The organism is Micromonospora sp. CB01531 (assembly GCF_001905095.1).
Lineage (GTDB): Bacteria > Actinomycetota > Actinomycetes > Mycobacteriales > Micromonosporaceae > Micromonospora.
The window spans coordinates 44821-66858 of the sequence record NZ_LWLS01000077.1; the positions used below are offsets into that span (position 1 = coordinate 44821).

Here is a 22038-nt window from a genome sequence, read left to right on the forward strand (position 1 = left end):
CATGGATCCCGAGCTGCGTGCCGCCATCGGCCGGATCGCCCGGGTTCCGCAGCTCCTGGTCGCCTGCGACTACGACGGCACGCTCGCGCCGATCGTCGAGGACCCGAGCAAGGCCGTCCCGCTGCCCGAGTCGGTGGCCGCGGTCCGCGCGCTGGCCTCGCTGCCGCAGACCACCGTCGCGGTGGTCTCCGGGCGCGCGCTGCGCGACCTGGCCACGCTCTCCCGGCTGCCCAGCGAGGTGCACCTGGTCGGCAGCCACGGCTCGGAGTTCGACATCGGCTTCGTCGAGCGGCTCTCCCCCGAGCTGATCGCGGTGCGGACCCGGCTGCGGGACGCGCTGCGCCAGATCGCCGCCGACCACCCCGGCGTACGGCTGGAGCGCAAGCCGGCCAGCGTCGCGATGCACACCCGCGGGGTGGACCCGCAGGTGGCCGCCTCCGCCGTCGAGGCGGTGCGCAGCGGCCCGGCCACCTGGGACGAGGTGACCGTCACGCAAGGCAAGGAGGTCATCGAGCTGTCGGTGGTGGCCACCCACAAGGGCACCGCCGTCGACCAGCTCCGCACCCAGCTCGCCGCGAGCGCGGTGCTCTTCATCGGCGACGACGTCACCGACGAGAACGCCTTCGGCAACCTGCACGGCCCGGACGTCGGCATCAAGATCGGCCCCGGCGACACCCAGGCCGACTACCGGGTGGCCGAGCCGATCGAGGCGGCCCGGGCGCTGGGCCTGCTGCTGGAGACCCGGCGGCACTGGCTCTTCGGCGAACGCGCGGTGCCGATCGAGCGGCACTCGATGCTGGCCAACGGCCGGACCGTCGCGCTGCTCACCCCGGACGCCAAGATCACCTGGCTGTGCCACCCGAAGCCGGACTCGGCGGCGATCTTCGCCGACCTGGTCGGCGGCAGCCCGGCCGGGCACTTCAGCATCTCGCCGGAGCGCGGCGGCATCCCGCTCGGTCAGCGCTACCGCAGCGGCACCATGACGGTGGAGACCCGCTGGTCCGGGCTGACCGTCACCGACTGGCTGGACGTGCCGGCGACGGAGACCACCCCGGACGGCCCGGCCGTCGTCACCGGCGACTCGACGCTGGTCCGGGTGCTCACCGGCACCGGCCGGGCCCGGGTGGACTTCGCCCCTCGGCCGGAGTTCGGCCAGGTGGCGGTGCAGTTGCAGCCGATCGACGACGGCCTGCTGGTGCTCGGTTCCAACGAGCCGATGGCTCTCTACTCGCCCGGGCTGAACTGGGACGTCACCAGCGACGGGGTGAACGAGACGGCGAAGGCCGTGGTCGACCTGTCCGCATTAGGCGGGCAGGTCGTGCTGGAGCTGCGCTTCGGCACGCAGAGCCTGGAGCACCACGCGGTGCCGATCCACGAGCGGCAGGCCGCCGCCGAGCAGCCCTGGAAGGACTGGGTGGCCGGGCTGCGGCTGCCCGGCACCGCCCGGGACCTGGTCGCCCGCAGCGCGCTCACCCTGCGCGCGCTCTGCCACGAGCCCAGCGGCTCGATCCTCGCCGCGGCGACCACCTCGCTCCCCGAGGAGCTGGGCGGCGTCCGGAACTGGGACTACCGCTACTGCTGGCTGCGGGACGCGTCGATGACCGCGCGGGCCCTGGTCGACCTCGGCTCGACCGAGGAGGCCGAGGCGCTGCTGCGCTGGATCGACGGCGTGGTCGAGCGCACCGGCGGGCACCCGGAGCGACTGCATCCGCTCTACACCGTCGACGGGTACGAACTGGGCGCCGAGGCGGTTATCGACACCCTGCCCGGGTACGCCGGCTCCCGACCGGTCCGGGTCGGCAACCTCGCCAACCACCAGCTGCAGCTCGACGTCTTCGGCCCGATCGCCGACCTGATCGCCGCGGTGGCCGACGCGCGGGGCTCGGTCCGCGAGGACGAGTGGCGGGTGCTGGACAACATGGTCGAGGCGGTCCGCCGCCGCTGGCACGAACCCGACCACGGCATCTGGGAGGCCCGCCTCCCGCCGCGGCACCACATCTTCTCCAAGGTCATGTGCTGGATGACCGTCGATCGGGCACTGCACGTGGTCCGGCAGCACGGCCACGAGGACCGGCCGGAGTGGGTGGAGCTGCGCGACCGGATCGCCGCGAACGTGCTGGAGTACGGCTGGCACGAGGTGGCCGAGGCGTACAGCGTCGCGTACGGGCACGAGGACATGGACGCCTCGTCGCTGTGGATCGGCCTGTCCGGGCTGCTCCCGGGCGACGACCCGCGCTTCCTGTCCACCGTGCTCAAGATCGAGGCGGACCTGCGCAGCGGCCCGGTCGTCTACCGGTACCACTGGGACGACGGCCTGCCCGGCCGGGAGGGCGGCTTCCACATCTGCACGGCGTGGCTGGTCGAGGCGTACCTGCGCACCGGCCGGCGCACCGACGCGGAGGAGCTGTTCGTCCAGATGATCGACACGGCGGGCCCGACCGGGCTGCTCCCGGAGCAGTACGATCCGCTCGCCGAGCGCGGCCTGGGCAACCACCCGCAGGCGTACAGCCACCTCGGCCTGATCCGCTGCGCCCTGCTGCTGGACAACATGCTCAAGCAGTGACTTGACCAGCAACCCCGGCGGCCGGAGACGAGGAGTCTCGGCCGCCGGTTCACTGTTCCCTCGCGCACCGACGGACGGACCCCACCCACGACCAGGTTTCCGGGGAGCCCGCCCCGCGGAAGGATCAAGCCTGACCGCCTGGAGCGGGGTGGGCTCCCCGGAAACCCTCGACGACGAGCCGGGTCAGACGTCGAGCACCCCCACCACGTCGCCGATGACGACGATGGCGGGCGGGCGGACGCCTGCCTCGAGCACGTCGACCGCCACCGCGCCGAGCGTCGAGCGGAGTGTCCGCTGGCCGCTGGTCGTGCCCTCCTGGACCACGGCCACCGGGGTCTCCGCCGGGCGGCCGTGGGCGACCAGGGCGGCGCTGATCGCGGCGAGGTTCTTCAGGCCCATCAGGACGACCAGGGTGCCGCGCAGGCCGGCGAGGGCCGCCCAGCGGACGAGGGACGCCGGCGAGTCGGGGGCCAGGTGGCCGGAGACCACGGTGAACTCGTGCGCCACCGCCCGGTGGGTGACCGGCACACCGGCCACCGCGGGTACGGCGACGGCGCTGGTCACCCCGGGCACCACGGTCACCGGTACGCCCGCCTCGGCGCAGGCCAGCAACTCCTCCCCGCCCCGGCCGAAGACGTACGGGTCGCCGCCCTTGAGCCGGACCACGAACTTCCCGGCCCGGGCCCGGTCCACCAGGATCCGGTTGATCTCCTCCTGCGCGCGCGACGGCCCGTACGGGATCTTCGAGGCGTCGACCAGCTCGACGTCGGGGCGCAGCTCGTCGAGGAGCAGCCCGGGGACGAGGCGGTCGGCGACCACCACGTCCGCCCCGGTTAGCAACCGCCAACCCTTCACGGTGATCAGCTCCGGGTCACCCGGCCCCGCGCCCACCAGCGCCACCCGTCCGGGTGCGCCGCCGGTCCTACCGGACGGTTGGGGACGCACGCTCAGCAGGTCGCGGACGGCGTCCCGGACGGCCATCGCGCGGCGCGGGTCGCCGCCGCCGAGCACGGCGACGGTGACCGGGCCGTGCCGGGTGACCGCCGGGGTCCACGCGGTGGCCGCCGCCCGGTCGTCGGCGCGGACACAGAAGATCCGGCGCTCGGCGGCGACGGCGCTGACCGCGGCCGCGGCGGCCGGGTCGTCGACGGCCACCTGGACCAGCCAGGCACCGTCCAGGTCGGCGGGGGCGAAGCGGCGCGGCACCCAGTGCAGCCGGCCCGCGTCGGCGTGCGCCCGCAGCGCCGGGGTGAGCTCCGGCGCGACCAGCAGGACGTCCGCGCCGGCGTCGAGCAGCGCGGGCACCCGCCGGGTGGCCACCGCTCCCCCACCCACCACGACGACCCGCCGGCCGGCCAGCCGCAGCCCGAGGGGGTACGGGTTGCCAGTCACGCCGCCGCCTCGCTACCGAGCCTGATGGTTCGCTCGCTCCGCTCGCTCACTTCTCCGCCACGCCCGCCGAGTCGAAGGTGGCCACCTCGTGCAGCACCCGGACCGCGCCGGTGACGACCGGGAGCGCGAGCAGCGCCCCGGTGCCCTCACCGAGGCGCAGCCCGAGGTCGATCAGCGGGTCGAGGCCGAGGTGCCGCAGGGCGGCCGTGGCACCCGGCTCGGCGGAGCGGTGCCCGGCGACCATCGCCCCGACCGCGTCGGGTGCGAACGCGGCGGCCGCCAGCGCGGCGCTGACCGCGATCACCCCGTCCAGCAGCACCGGCACCCGGCGCGCGGCGGCCCCCAGGACCAGCCCGGTCAGCGCGGCGTGCTCCAGCCCGCCGACCGCGGCCAGCACGCCCAGCGGGTCGGCCGGGTCCGGCGCGTGCCGGTCGAGCGCCGCCCGCACCACGCCGACCTTCCGCGCGTACGTCCCGTCGTTCACCCCGGTGCCGCGCCCGGTCACCTCGGCCGGGTCGGCCCCGGTGAACGCGGCGACCAGCGCGGCGGCCGGGGTGGTGTTGCCGATGCCCATGTCACCGGTCAGCAGGATGCCCGCCCCGGCGTCGACCAGTTCCCCGGCGATCCGGATGCCGGTCTCCACCGCCGCCCGCGCCTCGTCCCTGGTGAGCGCGGCGGTCACGGTCATGTCCCGGGTGCCGGGGCGGACGGTCGCGGCGACCAGCCGGGGCCCGGCCGGGTCGGTGGCGTCCGCCGCCGGGTCGACCAGGAGCGGGGTGGCGACGCCGACGTCGACCACGGTGACGGAGGCGCCGGCCTGCCGGGCGAACGCGTTGACCACCGCGCCGCCGGCCAGGAAGTTGCCGATCATCTGCGCGGTGACCTCCTGCGGCCACGGGGTCACGCCCTGGGCGTGCACGCCGTGGTCGCCGGCGAAGATGGCCACCGTGGCCGGCTCGGGCAGCGGCGGCGGGCAGGCCCCGGCCAGCCCGGCGAGGCGTACGGAGAGGGGCTCCAGCGCACCGAGGGAGCCGGCGGGCTTGGTCAGCCGGCCCTGCAGCTCGCGGGCCGCCGCCATGGCGGTCTCGTCGAGCGGTCGGATCGCCGCCACGGTGGACTCCAGCATCATGCCTCCAGGATCTCCGCCAGCACGTGGGTGAACGCGTCGGTCGTCGCCGGATCGCGCACCGCGATCCGCAGCCAGTCCGGGCCGAGCCCGGGGAAGGTGTCGCCCCGGCGTACCGCCCACCCGCGCTCGCGCAGCCGCTCCCGCACCCCGGCGGCGCCGGGCAGGTGGACCAGGACGAACGCGCTAGCCGGGCGGCCCGCGACGCGTACCCCGGGGAGGCCGGACAGGCGGGCCACCAGGTGCTCGCGGTCGGCGGCGAGCCCGGCGGCGATGGCGCGCTCGGCCGCCACGGCGGCCGGGGACGCGCAGGCGGTGGCGGCGGCGAGCGCGGGGGTGGACACCGCCCACAGCGGCTGGGCGGCGGCGAACCGGGCGAGCAGCGCCGGCTCGCCGAGCAGGTAGCCGATCCGCAGGCCGGCCAGCCCCCAGGTCTTGGTGAGGCTGCGGACCACCACCAGGCCGGGCAGGTCGCGGCGGTCGGCCAGGGACTCGGGTTCGCCGGCCACGCCGGGGGCGACGGTGGTGTCGGCGAACGCCTCGTCGACCACGAGCACCCGGCCGGGGCGGGCGAGCGCGGCGACCTGCGCGGCGGGGTGCAGCACCGAGGTGGGGTTGGTGGGGTTGCCGACCAGCACCAGGTCGGCGTCGGCGGGTACCCGGGCCGGGTCGAGCCGGAAGCCGTCGGCCGGGTCGAGCAGCACCCGCTCGACGGCGTGCCCGGCGGCCCGCAGCGCGGCCTCGGGCTCGGTGAACTGTGGGTGCACCACGACCGGTCGCCGGGCGTCGCGCAGCGCCCGGGCGATCAGCACGAAGCCCTCCGCCGCGCCGGCGGTGAGCATTACCTCCTCCGGGGTACGCCCGTGCCGGGCGGCGACGGCGGCCCGGGCCGGACCGGGATCGGGGTACGCGGCCAGCTCGCCCAGCGCCGCGACGAGCGGGTCGGCCAGCCAGTCGGGCATCGGGGCGCGGCGGACGTTGACGGCCATGTCGACCAGGCCCGGGGTCGCCTCGGCGTCCCCGTGATGCCCGAGGTCGGGCTCGTCCCGCCGGTCCGCTTCCGGCCCGGCGGCGGCCGGCGTCCCGGTCAGCTGAGCACGCATGTCCGCGATCCTGCCGGGAAGCCGTCGCCCGGGACAGCGGATCCCGGCGTGGGACGCGTCACCACCGCTCGACCCACTCGCCCGTTTATGAATTCTTCTCATTTCCGAATCGGAAATGTCATAGCTTGACCTCGTGAGCAACCGACCCCGTGCCTCCGCTGGTCGTGCCGTTCTCCTCCTCCGCGCCGGGCTCATCGCCGGCATCGTGGTCTCCGCCGCGATGTTTCCACTGGCCGCCCTCTCTGGCATCGGCGCCAAGGCCACCGCACACGCAGTGGAGCAGAAGACGAACATCCTCAAGACCGCGCTACCCGCCGAGACCTCGTACCTCTACGCGCCGGACGGCAAGACCGTGCTGACGATGTTCTACGAGGAGTACCGGCAGTACACCAAGATCCAGGACATCTCGCCGAACGTGCAGCAGGCGATCGTCGCCGCCGAGGACAACCGCTTCTACCAGCACCGCGGCGTCGACCCGAAGGGCGTGGCCCGCGCCTTCGTCGCCAACTCCCGCTCCGGCGGCGTCTCCCAGGGCGCCTCGACCCTGACCATGCAGTACGTCCGGATGGCCCTGCGGGACAGCGCGAAGACCCCGAAGGAGGTCCAGGAAGCCACCCAGCAGACCAGCCTGCGCAAGGTCAAGGAGATGCGCATGGCGCTCGACATCGAGAAGCACCTCAGCAAGGAACAGATCCTCGAGCGCTACCTCAACTCGGCCTACTTCGGCCACCGGGCGTACGGGATCTACGCGGCCTCGCAGATCTTCTTCTCCAAGACCCCGGCCACCCTCACCCCGACCGAGGCGGCCACCCTGGCCGGCCTGGTGAAGTCCCCGTCGGAGTACGACCCGATCACCTCCGACCAGAAGGACGCCACCGGCCGGCGCAACTACGTGCTCGACAACATGGCCCGCCTCGGCTTCCTGTCACCCGACGCCGCCGCCCGGGCCAAGGCCGAGCCGATCCGGCTGCGGCTCACCAACCCGCCGAACGACTGCGCCGCGCTCCTCGAGAAGTACCGGGCGACCTGGGGCTTCTACTGCGACTACCTGAAGAACTGGTGGAGTTCGCAGCCGGCGTTCGGGGCCAACCGCCTGGAACGGATGGACAACCTGCGCCGCGGCGGCTACCGGATCGTGCTCGCCCTCGACCCGAAGATCCAGGAGGCAGCGGAGAAGAACGTGGGGGCCAAGGACGGCACCGGCAGCCCGTTCGCCAACGGAATCGTGGTCGCCGAGCCGGGCACCGGACGGATCAAGGCGATGGCGGTGAACCGGAACTACTCGCTCGACCTGAGCGAGAACCCGAACAGCTCCAACCCGGAGGCCGGCCCGAACGTCAAGGCGAACTATCCGAACACCGTCGCGCCGCTGCTCGGCGGGGGCACACTCCCGGGCTACCAGGCCGGATCGACGTTCAAGATGTTCACGATGCTCGCCGCGCTCAACTCCGGTACGAAGCTCTCCGACACCATCAACTCGCCGTTCAAGTACCAGTCGGCCATCTACGACGGCTGGGCCCCGGTCAACGCCAGCGGTGCGATGACCGGCGTGCAGACCATGTGGTCCGGCTTCGGCAAATCGGTGAACACCTTCTTCGTGCAGCTGGAGGAGAAGATCGGCGCGGAGAAGGGGGTGCGCCTGGCCGAGCAGCTCGGGCTGCGCTGGCGTACCGACGTGGACCGTGACCACGCCGCGCCGGGCAAGGCGAACAAGTGGGGCGCGTTCACCCTGGGCGTCTCCGACGCCACCCCACTGGAGGTGGCGAACGCGTACGCCGCGGTGGCCGCCGACGGCCGGTACTGCGAGGCCATCCCGGTCAACTCGATCCTGAACCGGGACGGCACGCCGGCCATGTACACCACCGCCGGCGGGGTGGAGCGGGAGGTCGCCAAGCCGCGCTGCCGGCAGGTGGTCAGCGCGGACGCGGCCCGGGCCGCCACCGACGCCGCCCGCTGCCCGACCGGTGACACCCCGGCAAAGGGTGGCTGCGGCGGCTGGTCCACCGCCGACAGCGTCCGGGGCACGGTCGGCCGCCCGGTCGCCGGCAAGACGGGTACCACCGACAGCACGCGGTCCGCCTGGTTCGCCGGCTACACCCCGGAGCTGGCCGCGGCCAGCTTCATCGCCGACCCGGACAACCCGTTCAACGCGGTGGGTGACGGGCTGTCCCAGGTGCCCGTCGAAGCGGTGGCGATGACACTGCGCGACGCGCTCAAGGGCCAGCCCACCCGCCAGTTCACCCCACCGTCCGACCAGATCGTCGGCTGACCGTCCCGCCGGTCGGAGCCGTCGGCCGGACCACCTGGGGGTGCGCCCGGGTTGATCAAGAGGTTTGCGTCCAGGATCGTGCGGATCCGGACGCGAACCTCTTGATCGCCGTCCCGGGCGGGGGCCCTGACGGGCTGGGTGGGTCAGCGCAGGTCGGCGGCGACGAACGACCAGATTTCGAGGTCGACGCGGGCGCCGCGGACGAACCCGGCATTCGGAGCAGGCCCTCGTAGCTGAAACCGGCCTTCTCAGCCACCCGCCGGGACGCCACGTTCCCCGGCGCCACCCGCAGCTCGACCCGCTGGAAGCCGTGCTCCAGGATCAGCGCGATGGCCACCGCGTCCACCGCCTCGGCGGCCAGGCCGTAGCCCCGGGCGTGCGGCGCGATCGCGTACGACACCTCGGTCAGTCGGGCGCCCCAGTCGGTGCGCCGGGTCCAGAGGCAGCCGACCACCCGCTGGTCCTCCCGCCGGACCACCCCGTAGTGGTCGCCGTCGCCGCTGTCCCGGCGCTGCCGGGCCAGCTCGGTGCACCAGGCACGCCCGTCGATCCGCCCCGACGACTCGGCCAGCGGCAGCCAGCGCTGAGTCTGCCGGTCCCCGAACACCTCGTCCGCCGCCTCGGCGTCGGCCGCCGCGAGCGGGCGTACCTCGGTGCGCGGGGTGGAGACGGTTAGCGCCGGGAAGCGGCGCACCGCCACCTGCCCGATCACGCCGGGGCCTCCGCCGGCGCCACGGCCGCCGCGACCAGCCGGGCCGCGATCTCCGGGTACGCGGCCCAGTGCGGCACGAGCTGCGAGGCGTGCACGCCCCGCCAGACGAAGCCCTCCGGGGCACCAGCCGGCCAGCTCCACGCCGCCCGCTCGCCAGCCCGCGGGGTGAGCACGGCGGCGTGCTGCTTGTGCCCGACCACCTTCGTGCCGGCCGGGACCAGCACGCTGTCGGTGCTGGCGGTCGCCTCCCGGTAGCCGATCACCAGACCGTCCCGGCTCGACCCGATCGCGTCGAGCACCCCGCACATGGGCAGTCCGTCCAGCTCGCGGGCCAGCCAGAGCAGCCCGGCGCCCTCGGCGATCACCGGTCGACCGGTGCGGGCCAGCTCGGCCACGGCGATGCAGAGGCGGCGGTTGCCGGAGAGCTGCTCCGCGTACGACTCGGAGAGCCCGCCGCCGACCACCAGCGCGCGGGTCCCGGCGGGCAGCGCCTCGTCCCGCAGCGGGTCGACGGTGACCACCTCGGCCCCGGCGGCGCGCAGCAGCTCGGCCGTCTCCGGGTGGCTGTAGCTGCCGCCCGGGCCGCCGGCCAGCGCCACCACCGGCCGATCCCCGGGCGGCGCGCCGCCGACCGACGTGGGCGACCAGGGCTCGACCGCCAGCTCCGGCGCGGAGCGGGCCAGCACCAGCAGCCGGTCCAGATCGACCGTGCTGGCCACCGCCTCGCCCAGCCGGCCCACCGCCCGCAGCGCCTCGCCGTCCCGCCGGACCACCGGGACCATGCCGTGCCGGCGGGCCGGGAGCGCCGGGGGCAGCTCGTGGCGGCGCAGCGCCCCGTAGACCGGCACCCCGACGTCGTCGAGCGCCAGGCGCAGCATCGCCTCGTGCCGGGGCGACGCCACCCGGTTGAGGATCACGCCGCCCAGCCAGAGCTGCTCGTCGTAGGCGCGGAAGCCGTGCACCAGGGCGGCCACCGACTGGCCCATCGCGGCCACGTCCACCACCAGCACCACCGGGCTGCGCAGGGCGGTGGCGACGGCGGCGGTGGACTCGGCCTCCGGCCGGCCGGTGATCGAGTCGTAGAGCCCCAGGGTGCCCTGCACCAGCGCGAAGCCGGCCCCGGCGCTGCCGTGTGCGAAGAGCGGCGCGATCCGCTCCGGCCCGACCAGCCGCGGGTCCAGGTTCCGCCCCGGCCGCCCGGCGGCCAACCCCAGGTACGCCGCGTCCACCTGGTCCGGCCCGATCTTGAAGCCCGCCACGTCCAGCCCCCGCTCGGCGAGGGCGGCCAGCAGACCGAGGGAGAGGGCACCGGTGCCGCGCCCCGAGGAGGGCGCGCTCAGCACGACGCGCGGCACGACGGTCATCATCGACTCCTCGTAGGCGACGGGACGTACGCGGTGGGCGGTGCGCGGTGATTTCCGCCCGCGTGACCATACCCGCCCGGTCCGACCGGCGACGGCCGCCGGCCGACCTGTTCCGGCCCGGTCCGGGTCAGTGGCACCGGCTCATACGGGTAGCCTTCTGTGACGTGTACCGGTTCCTGCTGACCCCGCGCTGGCTGGGCTATCTCGCGCTCACCCTGGTCGCCGCCGCGGTGATGGTGTTCCTCGGCAACTGGCAGCTGGACCGCTACCGGGGCCGTACGGCGATCAACGAGCGGATCGACGCCGGCTCCACCATGACCCCCGCGCCGCTCCGCGACGCCCTGCCCGCCCCGACCGGTGGGCCCGGCACCACCGGCGCGGCCCCGGCCGAGCAGCTCACCTGGTCCAAGGTCACCGCCACCGGCCGGTACGACACCACGAACCTGGTCCTGGTCCGCGGCCGCACGATCGGTCGGGAGGTCGGCTTCGAGGTGCTCACCCCGCTCGTCCTCGAGGACGGCACCGCCGTGCTGGTCAACCGGGGCTGGATCCCGCCCGCCCCGGGTGGCGACGCCACCGCCCAGCCTCAGGTGCCGGCCGCACCCAGCGGCGACGTGACGGTCACCGGCCGGGTGGTGGCCAGCGAGAGCGGTGGCGGCGCGGTCGACCGGCGCAACGGCAAGCTGGAGACCCGGCGGATCAGCCTCCCCCGCCTCGCCAAGCAGCTGCCCTACCCAGTGGCCGGCGGCTACGTCCTGCTCGACCAGCAGGCGCCGGCCGCCGACCCGGCCTTCCAGGCCGTCCCGATCGGGCACACCAACAACTGGCAGAACTTCGGGTACGTGGTGCAGTGGTGGCTCTTCGCCGCCATGAGCCTCTTCGGCTACGGCTGGGTGGCGCGCCGGGAGGCGCGGCACGCTGCCGGCCTGGACAGGCCGCGTAAGCCGGTCGACCGGGCCGCCGAGCCCGCCGCCACCTGACCGACGCCCACTGATCGGGCCGGTCCGCCGGCGGGCACACTGCGGCGCCGGGGCGGCCCGCGTACCGCCTCCGGCACCGCCGACTCACCCGGTGGGCCGCCCAGCGTGGATGGCCCGGACCGCGTCGATGGTGTCGGCCTCGGCGGCGGTCTTGTCGTCCCGGTAGCGCACCACCCGGGCGAACCGCAGCGCCACGCCACCCGGGTAGCGGCTGCTGGTCTGCACCCCGTCGAACGCGATCTCGACCACCTGCTCGGGGCGGACCCGGACCACCCAGTCGCCCTTCTCCACGGCCAGGTCGAGGAAGCGCTCGGTCTGCCAGCGCAGCAACTCGTCGCTGAGCCCCTTGAACGTCTTGCCGAGCATGACGAACTCGCCGGTGCTCGGGTCCCGGGCGCCGAGGTGCAGGTTGGAGAGCCAGCCCTGCCGGCGCCCGCTGCCCCACTCCACCGCCAGCACCACGAGGTCGAGGGTGTGCCGGGGCTTGACCTTGACCCACGCCGAGCCGCGCCGGCCGGCATCGTAGGGGGCAGCCGGGTCCTTGACCACCACCCCCTCCTGACCGGCGTCGACCGCAGCCGCGAAGGCCGCGCCGGCCTGCTCCGGACCGTCCACCTCCATCCGCCCGACCAGCAGCGACGGGTCGACCGCACCGGCCAGCGCGGCCCAGCGTTCCCGGCCGGGCAGGTCGATCAGGTCCACACCGTCGAGGTGCAGCAGGTCGAAGAAGTACGGGGTAAGCACCGTGTCGCCGGTGCGCTCGGCGGCGGCGAGCACGGCCGGGGCCACCGCCGTACCGCCGGTGGTGCTGGGCGTGGTGCGCCGGGCGGCCCGGCTGGAGGTCTCCTGGAAAGGCACGGGACGGCCGGTGGCGTCCAGCCCGATCGCCTCACCGTCGAGCACCAACTCCCGCGCCGGGAGGGCGCGGACGGCGGCCACCACCTCGGGCAGCCGGGCGGTGATGTCGTCCAGGCTGCGGGTGAAGACCGCGATGTCCTGCCCGGAGCGGTGCACCTGGATCCGGATGCCGTCGAGCTTCACGTCGACCACCGCCGGGGTGCCGGTGGCGGCGAGCGCCTCGTCCACCGAGGGGGCGCTCTGCGCCAGCATCGGGGCGAGCGGACGGCCCACCTGGAGCCCGAAGCCGGCCAGCGCGGCCGCGCCGCCGGAGAGCGCCGCGACCGCCACCTCGCGCAGGTCGCCGGCGAGCAGCAGGGCCCGCCGGACGGCCGCCAGCGGCACCTCGGCGGCCCGCGCCACCGCGTCGGCGAGCAGGCCGGCCTGGGCGCCCTGGCGCAGCTCACCGCTGAACAGGCCGACCAGCAGCCGCTGCTCGTCGGCGGTGGCCGCGGCGAAGAGCCGGCCGAGCAGCTCGCGGCGGCGGGCCTGCGAGCCGGGACCGCGGACCGCCGCGAGCTCGTCGATCGCCGCGTCGACGCCCGCCACGGTCAGGGTCGGCTCGGCGGCCGGCGGCGGCAGGTCGCGCAGGCTGGCCCAGCCCACGCCGGTCTGCCGTTGGCGCAGCTCACCGGCAAGATAGCCGGCGCCCGCCGGGACCTCGGCCGGGTCGAGCGACCGCAGCGCGGCGGCGAGCAGCTCCACCTTGGCCCGCCGGCCGCTGGTGGCGCCCACCGCGGCGGAGGTGGCCGCCAGGTCGAGGAACCGCACGTGTCCCATCCTGCCAGCCACCTCCGACGGGATGGCGCATCCCGGCCGGGCGACGGGTCCCGCGCGCCACCCGGCCGGGACGTGATCCACTCCTGGTGCGCCAAACGGCGGCATCCGGCGGGCCGGACACACCAACGTGCCGCAACCGGAGTGGATCGATCCGGGAATCGGCGGGCGCGGCGGAGCCGGTCCCGGTCAGGCCGAGACCGGCTCCTCGATCCGCAGGCCACGCGCGCGGACCTCGTCGGCGATCCGGGTGAGCAGCGTGTCGAGCGCGACCAGCGCGGCGGAGAGCTCGCCGAGCTGGTCCTTGAGCGTGTCCTCGGGCCACGCGGAGACGTCGACGTCCCCCAGAGCACTCACGGCGGCCTGGAGCCGCGCCATCTCGTCGTTCGTACGCATGTTCGAGAGGCTATAACACCCCCGCGCCCGACACACGGCAAACTCCGACATCGGCTGCGAAGTTACGCTTCCGACACCGGGCCGGGCCGGAAACTAGCCCCGGTTCCCGCCCGCCTCGGCGACCTTCGCCAGCAGCAGCGCCTCGGCCAGGCAGACCCGCGCGAACTCGCCCAGGTGCAGGCTCTCGTTCGGCCCGTGGGCCCGGGCGTGCGGGTCCTCGACGCCGGTCACCAGGATCGCCGCCTCGGGGAACATCTCCTGGAAGGTGGCGATGAACGGGATCGAACCGCCGACACCGATGTCGACCGGGTCGACGCCGTCCCAGGCACCCCGGAAGGCCGCCCGCGCCGCCTCGAACATCGGCCCGGTGGCGTCGATGACGCAGGGGGCGCCGTCGTGCTCGAAGGTCACCGTCACCTGCGCGCCCCACGGCGCGTGCTTCTCCAGGTGGGCGATCAGCGCCGCGTACGCCTGCTTCGGGTCGTCGCCCGGCGCCAGCCGTACGCTCAGCTTGGCCTTGGCGGCCGGGACCAGCGCGTTCGGCGCCTCCCCGGTGGCCGGGGCGTCGATGCCGAGCACCGCGAGGGCCGGCTTGGTCCAGAGCCGGTCGGTGATCCGGCCGGTGCCGAAGAGCTCAGCCCCGTAGACCAGCCCGGCCTCGGCGCGGAACCGGTCCTCGGGGTAGTCGACCGTGGCGCCCTCCCGGCCGACGAGGCCCTCGACGGCCACGTTCCCGGCAGCGTCGTGCAGCGTGGCGAGCAGCTTGGCCAGCGTGGTGAGGGCGTCCGGCACGGCGCCGCCGAACATGCCGCTGTGCACGGCGTGGTCGAGGGTGCGCACCTCGACGAAGCAGTTGACGATGCCCCGCAGCGAGGTGGTCAGCGCGGGCACGCCGACGTCCCAGTTGGTCGAGTCGGCGATGACGATGACGTCCGCGGCCAACTCCTCGCGGTGCGCGATGAGCAGCTGCTCCAGCGAGTCCGAGCCGTACTCCTCCTCGCCCTCGATGAACAGGACCACGCCGACCGGGAGCCGGTCGCCGAAGGCACGCAGCGCGGCGATGTGCGCCAAGATGCCGGCCTTGTCGTCGGCCGCGCCCCGGCCGTAGAGGCGGCCGTCCCGCTCCACCGGCTCGAACGGGTCGGACTCCCACAGCGACAGGTCGCCGACCGGCTGCACGTCGTGGTGGGCGTACATCAGCACGGTGGGCGCGCCGGGCGGGGCCGGCTTCGTCCCGATCACCGCCGGCTGGCCGCCGGAACGCACGATCTTGGTGTCGAGGCCGCAGCCGCGCAGCAGCTCCGCCACCGCCTCAGCGGAGCGCTCCAGGTGCGAGTGGTCGAAGCCGTCGAAGGCGATGCCCGGAATGCGGACGAGGCGTTCCAGGTCGGCACGGACTCCGGGCAGCTCACGCTCGACGGCGGCCCGTACCTCGGACTCGGACATGATCGGTGTCGTCATGACCGGCATCGTATGCCGGCCTTACCGGGGTCACCCCCCGAGCCCGTCCCCGTGACCTGCCCAGAGAGCATCGCCGCCGGGGCCCGGTGGCGCCGGCACCGGTGCACCAACCAATTGACGGGTGCGCGGGACCCGGTCCGGTCGGGGTCGGCGGACGTAGTACCGGTCGGCGTCGTGCGGCAGGGTGGGCGCGGCGTCGACCACGACGTCCACCCCGGCTTCGGTGCCGTCGGCGGCGAAGTGCGCCCCCTCCCCGACGTGCCAGCGGCGCAGCTCGGGCAGGATCTCCGCGCCGTCGCGGGCGATCGCGCGGGACAGCCGCAGCGCCGCGGGCGCGGTGACGAACACCGACAGGGTCAGCTCCGGCCGGATCGCCGCGCGGGCGGCACTCACCCCCTCGACGATCAGCACCGGCCCGGCGGGCACCGGCACCGCCCCGGCCAGGAAGCACCGCCGCAGCCAGCTGTACCGGCGGTAGGCCCCCGGCCGGCCCGCGCGTACCGGCGCGAGCACCCACCGCTCCAGCCGGGGCCAGAACGTGAGCTGGTCGTCCCAGCCGTCCAGCAGGTCGTCGGTGCGGACCACCGGCGGCCGCTCACCGCCGGGCAGCGCGGCGAGGGCGTCCGCGAGGCGGGTCGCGAACAGGCTCTTCCCCGCGCCGCTCGGCCCGTCCACGGCCACCAGTCGGGTACGCCCCAGCCGCGCCGGCGCCGCGAGCACCCGCCGCGCCAACCCGGCGTACGCCTCGACCACCGCCACCGCCGCTGTCACCCGACCGACGCTAGCGCCGCCCGCCGGCGTTCATCCCGCCGCCCACCGCCACGTCTTCGGCCGGCGGGTGGATGCGCCTGCCCGAGGGCACCGTTTCGGTGGCGTACCGGTGCCGCGAGGAGCCACCATCGCGGGCCGTGCTGCCTGGCCGCACCGGCGGCCGCCCGGGAGCTCCGCCGGGCTGCGGAACACCGCCTGGCGGAGCGGCGGCCGTGCTACCGCTTCCGTGGCACGGGAAGTCCCCCGTCCGCTGGATCCTGGGGTGCAGCGAGCCGTTCGCCGGTCGGGTCGGCGTCGTCAACGGCATCATCGGGTGGTGCTCCATGACGTGATGTGTCCGGGCGTCGACGCCCTGCTGGAACAGGCCCGGGCCGGGCTCCACCGGCTGACCCCGCACGAGACCGTCGAGGCGGTCCGCAAGGGCGCGTTGCTGGTCGACACGCGTACCGAGGCGCAGCGGCGCGAGCAGGGCGAGCTGCCCGGGGCGATCGTGATCGAACGGACCGCGCTGGAGTGGCGGCTGGACCCGGCCAGCGCCTGGCGCATCCCGGAGGCGACCGGGTACGACCGGGTGGTCGTGGTGGTCTGTCGCCACGGCTACAGCTCCAGTCTGGCCGCGGCGAGTCTCCAGACGCTCGGCCTGCGACACGCGACCGACATGATCGGTGGGGTGCAGGGATGGCAGGAGGCCGGACTGCCGATGTCCGAGCGCCCCGCCGACGTGCGCTACTGAGACACGGTCTCGGTCATGGGCGGGGCGCCGGGCGGGATGAACGGCAGGCCCGGCGGTGGCCCGGACTCGACCAGCCGCCAGAGGGCTTCGGTGTCCAGGTGCTCCTCGACCAGGTCACCGAGGAGATCCAGGGTCCGCTCGCGGGCGGCGGCGAACGCGGTGTCCGGGGCGACCTTGAAGCCCGTCCGCCCGGCCATCCCGGCCACCTCGGTGAGGAACCGGCGGCGGAAGGCGTCGGACTCGAAGGCGCCGTGCCAGTGGGTGCCGTGCACTGGGCCGAGCCGGGCGCCCTCGCCGGTGCCGTCCGCGTACCTGAGCAGCGGCGTCAGCCCCGGGTCGGCGGCGGAGACCTGCCCGTGATGGATCTCGTAACCGTGGACCGGCACGTCCCCGGCGGCCGTGCCGGCGGCGCGGCGGACCGTCTTGTGCGGGTCGAAGGTGATCTCGACGGGCAACAGCCCGAGCCCGGGGACGCTGCCCTGGCGGCTCTCCACCGGATCATGGATCACCCGGGCGAGCATCTGGAACCCACCGCAGATGCCGAGCAGCGGCCGACCGGCGGCGGCGTGCGCGCGGACGGCGTCGGCCAGGCCGGTCTCCCGCAGCCAGGCCAGGTCGGCCACGGTCGACTTCGAACCGGGGAGCACCACCAGGTCGGCGGCGGCCAGCTCGGCCGGCTCGATCGTCAGCCGCACCCGGACGCCGGGCTCGGTGGCGAGCGCCTCGACGTCGGTGGCGTTGCTGATCCGGGGCAGCCGGACCACCGCGACGTCGAGCCAGTCGGTGCCCCGAGGCGCCGCCGGCCGGCCGAGCACCCGGCCGTACGCCAGTGAGTCCTCGGCGTCCAGCCAGAGGTCCAGCTCCCAGGGCAGCACCCCGTACGTGGACCGGCCGGTCACCCGGCGCAGCATGTCCAGCCCCGGCTGGAGCAACCCCAGGTCGCCCCGGAACTTGTTGATCACGAAGCCGGCGACGAGGGCCTGGTCGGCCGGGTCGAGCAGGGCAACCGTGCCGAACATCGAGGCGAACACGCCGCCCCGGTCGATGTCACCGACCACGATTGTGGGCAGCCCGGCCTGCCGGGCCAGCCCCATGTTCACGTAGTCGCCGGCCCGCAGGTTGATCTCAGCAGGGCTGCCGGCCCCCTCGCAGATCACCACGTCGTACGCGGCCCGCAGCTCGTCCAGCGCCCGGTACGCCGTCTCGGCGAGCCGGGGCCGCAGCTGGCGGTAGTTGCCGGCAGTGACGGTGTCGACGGCCTCGCCGAGCAGCACCACCTGGCTGGCGTGATCGCTGCCCGGCTTGAGCAGCACCGGGTTGAATCGGAGATCCGGAGCGAGCCCGCAGGCGGCGGCCTGCATCGCCTGGGCCCGGCCGATCTCGCCGCCCCGCCCGTCCGGGCCGACCACCACCGCCGAGTTGTTGGACATGTTCTGCGCCTTGAACGGCGCCACTCGCACGCCCTGGCGGCGCAACCACCGACAGATACCGGCGGTGAGCACGCTCTTGCCGGCGTCGGAGGTGGTGCCGGCGACCAGCAGCCCGCCGCTCACCGCCCACTCCCCCGTCGCACCGGTCCGCCGACCCCGCCCAGCCCGCGCCGTGCGGCGCGGCCGGCGACGCCGACCAGCCGACCCACGGTCAGCGGGTACCCCGCGGCGAGGCCGAGCGCGGCCAGGCCGACCGCGCCGGAGATCCGGGCGGCCCGCTTCAGGTGCCGCGCCTCCGGCCGGGGCCCGTCACCGAGGAACGGCCGGGTCTCCGAGCGCCCGAAGTAGACGTTCCGGCCGCCCAGCCGTACGCCGAGCGCCCCGGCCATGGCGGCCTCGCACTGCCCGGCGTTCGGGCTCGGGTGGTCGTTGCGGTCCCGGCGCCACACCCGCCAGGCGGACCCGCGGTCCCCGTGCGCGATCGGCGCGACCGCGATGGTGAGCAGCCCGGTCAGCCGGGCCGGGACCAGGTTGAGCAGGTCGTCCAGGCGGGCGGCCGGGGTGCCGAAGCGGGCGTAGCGGGGTGAGCGGTGACCGACCATCGCGTCGAGCGTGTTCGCCGCGCGGTAGCCGAGCAGGCCGGGCAGCCCGGCGATCGCGCCCCAGACCAGCGGCGCGACGACCGCGTCGGAGGTGTTCTCGGCGACCGACTCGACGGTGGCCCGGGCCAGCTCCGGCTCGTCCAGCGCCGAGGGGTCCCGGCCGCAGAGGTGGTTGAGCCGGCGACGGGCACCCGGCAGGTCGCCGTCGCGCAGCGCGCGCGCCATCAGCGTCGACTCGCGGCGCAGGGTGCGACCACCCAGCACCGTCCAGGTGCCGGCGGCCACCAGCATCGCGCGGGCCACCGGCCGACGCCGGGTGGCGAGGGCGGCGGCAGCGCCGAGGAGCACCGGCGTACCGACGGCGAGCGCGGTGAACGCCGCGCCCGCGGGCCGGTCGGGCCGGTAGATCCGCTGCTCCAGCGCGCCGGCCGCCCGACCGAAGCCGGCCACCGGATGCCCTCGGCGAGGATCGCCGAGCAGCGAGTCCAGGGCGTAGCCCGCCACCAGCCCCGCCGCGTTCGCCATGGCGGTCGCCTGCCGCACCCCGCACCACCTCCGGCCGGCCAGCCTAGTCGTACGGCGGGGTGGCCACGCCGGCGTCACCACCCCGCTCCCCCGTGCACGACCCAACGGTCAGGCGGGCACCGGCGTCCGCCGGCCGCGCCGGCCCCGGCCGGCTGGCGTGAGCCCCTCGACGTCGCGCTCCGGGGCGGGCTCGCCCCTGCCGTCGACGGGCTCGGGGGCCAGTTCGTCGTCCGCCGCGTCGTCGGCGGTGCCGGCGGTGCGGCCGTCGAACGGGTCGGTCAGCTCGTCGAGGTCATCCGCCGGTCCGTCCGGGTCGCCGGGCACGCCGTGCCCCGCGCGCGGGGCGTCGAACTCCGGCAGTTCGAAGTCGTCGTCGAACGGCCGGTCGTCGAGCGAGGCCGGCGTCTGTGCCACCGGCGCCGGCTCGGTCGCCTCGCCGTGCACCCGGCGCTCCGCCTCGGCATCCTCGACGGTGCTGGTCGTCATGCTGGGCCGGTTGCGCAGGAGCCGGGCCCGCCCCCGGGACAGGTCGTGCCCGACCGCGACCGCCTCCAGCTCGTAGAGCGTGCGGTGATTGCCCGCGTCGTCGGTCCAGTCGCGGGTGTAGAGGCGACCGGCGACGACCACCGGGTCACCGACCGCCACCGAGGCGGCCACCCCCTCGGCCAGCTTTCGCCAGCAGTTCACCCGGACTCGCAGGCTGTTCCCGTCGGCCCAGCGGCCGGAGTCCCGGTCGAGGCGGCGGGCGGTGGAGGCGACCTTGAAGTTGGCCACCAGGGTGTTGCTCTGGGTGGTGCGGCGCCACTCGGGCGCGGTCAGCACGTTGCCGACGATCGTGACGTAGGTGTCGAACATCGTCCCTCCACGGAGACTCGGCTTGTCGGACCGAGCCTCGACCGGCGGGGTCCCGGCCACCAGCCGCGCCGCCCCAGTTGTGGACGACGGACCGGCCTGTGGACAACGACCTGATCAAGGTCCCCGTCTGGTAGCTGCCATCGGCCCGGTGGCGCCGACCTGCGCCGCCACCTGATCGAAGGGCCGGCGGGTGCGGCGGTTCTGGACCGGTGCGGGCGGACGGGGCAGGGCAGCAGGGCAGGGGCTACCGCCGGGTAGCTTGGCGGCGTACCGTCGGGTCGTGGAACCGGACGTGCTGGGGCCGCCGTACGAGCGGCGGACGATCGACCTGGGCACCGACGACGAGGGACCGGTCGTCGCGACCCTGGTCCGCCGGCGGGCCGAGCGCCCCACCGGCCGGGCCGTGCTCTACGTCCACGGCTTCGTCGACTACTTCTTCCAGACTCACGTGGCCGACTTCTACGCCGCGCGGGGCTGGGACTTCTACGCGCTCGACCTGCGCAAGTACGGCCGCAGCCTGCTGCCGCATCAGACCCCGAACTTCTGCCACGACCTCAGCGACTACTTCCCGGAGCTGGACGCCGCCGCCGAGATCATCCGGACGGACGAGGGGCACGACACCCTGCTCGCCATGGGCCACTCCACCGGCGGCCTGATCATCTCGCTCTGGGCCCACGCCCGCCGGGACGCCGGCCTGGTCGACGGGCTCTTTCTCAACAGCCCGTTCTTCGACATCAACGCACCCTGGCTGGTCCGTCGACCCCTCGCGGCCGCCGTCTCCCGGCTGGGCCGCCGGGCGCCGCACCGCATCCTTCCGTTCGGGCTCGGCACCGTGTACGGCGAGAGCCTGCACGTCGATCACCGCGGCGAATGGCGGTACGACCTGGCCTGGAAGCCACTCGCCGGGTTCCCGGTGCGGGCCGGCTGGATCAACGCCATCCGCGTCGGCCAGCGGCAGCTCCGGGCCGGCCTGGACATCCCCGTGCCCGTACTGCTGGCCTGTTCGACCCGCAGCTACCGGGGCACGAAGTGGCACGAGTCGGCCACCCTCGCCGACGCGGTGCTCGACGTGGAACACATGGTCCGCTGGGCGCCCCGGCTCGGCCGGCACGTCACGCTGGCCCGGTTCGACGGCGGGCTGCACGACCTGACGCTGTCCGGCCCCGCCATACGCGAGAAGGTCTTCGCCGAGGCCGGGCGGTGGGCCGAGGCGTTCCTCGGCGCCGGGCCGACCGAGCCGGCACCGGACGGCCCGCCGGCGGCTCGGCTACCGGTCGAGGACCGGGCCGGCGCGGCGGCCGACGGCTGAGCCGACGGTCAGCGGTAGCCGGCGGTGGCCGCCGCGAGCGCCGACCGGATGCGGTCGAAGGTCGCGACCGGATGGCCGCCGTCCGCGCCGGGCAGCACCAGGCCGAGGCAGCGCAGCGCGAGCTCGCCGCCCGGGGCCGCCTCGACGGCGAACACGGGCGCGCCGACGTACCCCGTGGGCAGCTCGGTGGTGACGCACACGTCGTCGCCGACCCGGGCGACCCGCTCGACCACCGCCTCCAGCGGCCGCGACCCGTCCTCGGCGACGCCGAGCGCCAGCACGAACGCCGATCCGGCCTCCGCGCCCACCCAGGCGACCGCGTCGGCCCCGGCAGCCACCGCTTCGGTGACCTGCTGGGTACGCCAGTGCCAGCCCCGGTCCTCGGCGTGCCCGTGCAGCCCGCCGGTGGGCATGGCGGCCAGCCCCACCTCCGGAAGGTGCAGCCACTGACCGGCGAAGTCGGGCAGCAGGATGGCGTCCGACGCCACGCCCGCCGGCTCGGTGACGCTCGGCCGCAGACCGATCTCCCCGTACGGCGCCCCGGCGCACGCGTCCGCGGTCAGCAACCACTCGTGCACCACGTCCCCGTCGTTAGTCGAGCCGACCAACTCGGTGTAGAAGAAGGCGGTACCGTAGCCGTCGGCGGCCGCCCCCGGTTTGTCGAACCGGCTGACGGGCAGGATGGCGCGCCCGAGGAGCTGGCACAGCTCGTGGACGACCTCGTTCTCGGTTTCCTGGTCGAGCAACACGACGCAGAGGGTACAAACCGGGCC

18 protein-coding genes are annotated in these 22038 nt (G+C 75.0%); 5 read left to right on the plus strand and 13 right to left on the minus strand.

Annotated elements, in window-relative coordinates; genetic code table 11:
* Position 1: 1 nt before the first annotated feature.
* The gene (otsB, locus tag A6A27_RS22465; RefSeq protein WP_443189993.1) at positions 2-2563 is read left to right on the plus strand and encodes a trehalose-phosphatase; all 2562 of its coding nucleotides are present in this window, start codon (positions 2-4) and stop codon (positions 2561-2563) included.
* Between the two features lie 183 nt (positions 2564-2746).
* Here otsB and cobA read toward each other — a convergent pair whose 3' ends face one another.
* From cobA to cobC, 3 genes are read right to left on the minus strand one after another with little or no spacing between them, the layout of a single operon-like run.
* Positions 2747-3955: a uroporphyrinogen-III C-methyltransferase gene (gene cobA, locus A6A27_RS22470; RefSeq protein ID WP_073836624.1), complete on the minus strand. Its 1209-nt coding sequence runs from the start codon at positions 3953-3955 to the stop codon at positions 2747-2749.
* Positions 3956-4001: 46 nt separating this feature from the next.
* Positions 4002-5081, minus strand: a complete 1080-nt coding sequence (gene cobT / locus A6A27_RS22475; RefSeq protein ID WP_073836625.1) for a nicotinate-nucleotide--dimethylbenzimidazole phosphoribosyltransferase — start codon at positions 5079-5081, stop codon at positions 4002-4004.
* Positions 5081-6184 carry an Rv2231c family pyridoxal phosphate-dependent protein CobC gene (gene cobC / locus A6A27_RS22480; protein WP_073836626.1) on the minus strand — a complete coding sequence of 368 codons (1104 nt, stop codon included), beginning with the start codon at positions 6182-6184 and terminating at the stop codon, positions 5081-5083. The genes cobT and cobC overlap by 1 nt, the downstream gene beginning before the upstream one ends.
* 133 nt (positions 6185-6317) lie before the next feature.
* On the opposite strand from cobC, the gene A6A27_RS22485 reads away from it, so the two are divergent.
* The gene (locus tag A6A27_RS22485; RefSeq protein WP_073836627.1) at positions 6318-8453 is read left to right on the plus strand and encodes a transglycosylase domain-containing protein; all 2136 of its coding nucleotides are present in this window, start codon (positions 6318-6320) and stop codon (positions 8451-8453) included.
* Between the two features lie 55 nt (positions 8454-8508).
* Here the strand turns inward: A6A27_RS22485 and A6A27_RS22490 are convergent, their stop codons facing one another.
* A complete protein-coding gene (locus tag A6A27_RS22490; RefSeq protein WP_241825393.1) occupies positions 8509-9165 on the minus strand; it encodes a GNAT family N-acetyltransferase in 657 nt (218 codons plus the stop codon).
* Positions 9162-10529, minus strand: a complete 1368-nt coding sequence (locus tag A6A27_RS22495) for a cobyrinate a,c-diamide synthase (protein ID WP_073836628.1) — start codon at positions 10527-10529, stop codon at positions 9162-9164. The genes A6A27_RS22490 and A6A27_RS22495 overlap by 4 nt, the downstream gene beginning before the upstream one ends.
* A 164-nt stretch (positions 10530-10693) precedes the next feature.
* Between A6A27_RS22495 and A6A27_RS22500 the strand changes: the two genes are divergently transcribed.
* Positions 10694-11509: an SURF1 family cytochrome oxidase biogenesis protein gene (locus A6A27_RS22500; protein ID WP_073836649.1), complete on the plus strand. Its 816-nt coding sequence runs from the start codon at positions 10694-10696 to the stop codon at positions 11507-11509.
* A gap of 84 nt (positions 11510-11593) precedes the next feature.
* Here A6A27_RS22500 and A6A27_RS22505 read toward each other — a convergent pair whose 3' ends face one another.
* From A6A27_RS22505 to A6A27_RS22520, 4 genes are all read right to left on the minus strand, one after another.
* The gene (locus A6A27_RS22505) at positions 11594-13186 is read right to left on the minus strand and encodes an ATP-dependent DNA ligase (RefSeq protein ID WP_241825394.1); all 1593 of its coding nucleotides are present in this window, start codon (positions 13184-13186) and stop codon (positions 11594-11596) included.
* A 186-nt stretch (positions 13187-13372) separates the two neighbouring features.
* Complete coding sequence (locus A6A27_RS22510) at positions 13373-13579, minus strand: hypothetical protein (RefSeq protein ID WP_073836630.1); 207 nt, start codon at positions 13577-13579, stop codon at positions 13373-13375.
* Positions 13580-13672: 93 nt separating this feature from the next.
* A complete protein-coding gene (locus A6A27_RS22515) occupies positions 13673-15025 on the minus strand; it encodes a dipeptidase (protein ID WP_198940406.1) in 1353 nt (450 codons plus the stop codon).
* Positions 15026-15070: 45 nt separating this feature from the next.
* Positions 15071-15811: a uridine kinase family protein gene (locus A6A27_RS22520; protein WP_241825395.1), complete on the minus strand. Its 741-nt coding sequence runs from the start codon at positions 15809-15811 to the stop codon at positions 15071-15073.
* A gap of 331 nt (positions 15812-16142) precedes the next feature.
* On the opposite strand from A6A27_RS22520, the gene A6A27_RS22525 reads away from it, so the two are divergent.
* A complete protein-coding gene (locus tag A6A27_RS22525; RefSeq protein ID WP_073836632.1) occupies positions 16143-16544 on the plus strand; it encodes a rhodanese-like domain-containing protein in 402 nt (133 codons plus the stop codon).
* On the opposite strand, the gene A6A27_RS22530 is transcribed toward A6A27_RS22525, so the two are convergent.
* From A6A27_RS22530 to ssb, 3 genes are all read right to left on the minus strand, one after another.
* Entirely contained in the window at positions 16538-18097 is a 1560-nt protein-coding gene (locus tag A6A27_RS22530; protein WP_073836633.1) for a cobyric acid synthase, read from the minus strand. The genes A6A27_RS22525 and A6A27_RS22530 overlap by 7 nt on opposite strands.
* A complete protein-coding gene (locus A6A27_RS22535; protein WP_073836634.1) occupies positions 18094-19119 on the minus strand; it encodes a cobalamin biosynthesis protein in 1026 nt (341 codons plus the stop codon). Before A6A27_RS22535 ends, A6A27_RS22530 begins: the two co-directional genes overlap by 4 nt.
* Positions 19120-19209: 90 nt before the next feature.
* Entirely contained in the window at positions 19210-19956 is a 747-nt protein-coding gene (gene ssb, locus A6A27_RS22540; RefSeq protein ID WP_073836635.1) for a single-stranded DNA-binding protein, read from the minus strand.
* A 280-nt stretch (positions 19957-20236) separates the two neighbouring features.
* On the opposite strand from ssb, the gene A6A27_RS22545 reads away from it, so the two are divergent.
* Entirely contained in the window at positions 20237-21265 is a 1029-nt protein-coding gene (locus tag A6A27_RS22545; RefSeq protein WP_073836636.1) for an alpha/beta hydrolase, read from the plus strand.
* Between the two features lie 8 nt (positions 21266-21273).
* Here the strand turns inward: A6A27_RS22545 and A6A27_RS22550 are convergent, their stop codons facing one another.
* Entirely contained in the window at positions 21274-22014 is a 741-nt protein-coding gene (locus tag A6A27_RS22550) for a hypothetical protein (protein ID WP_073836637.1), read from the minus strand.
* Positions 22015-22038 lie beyond the last annotated feature (24 nt).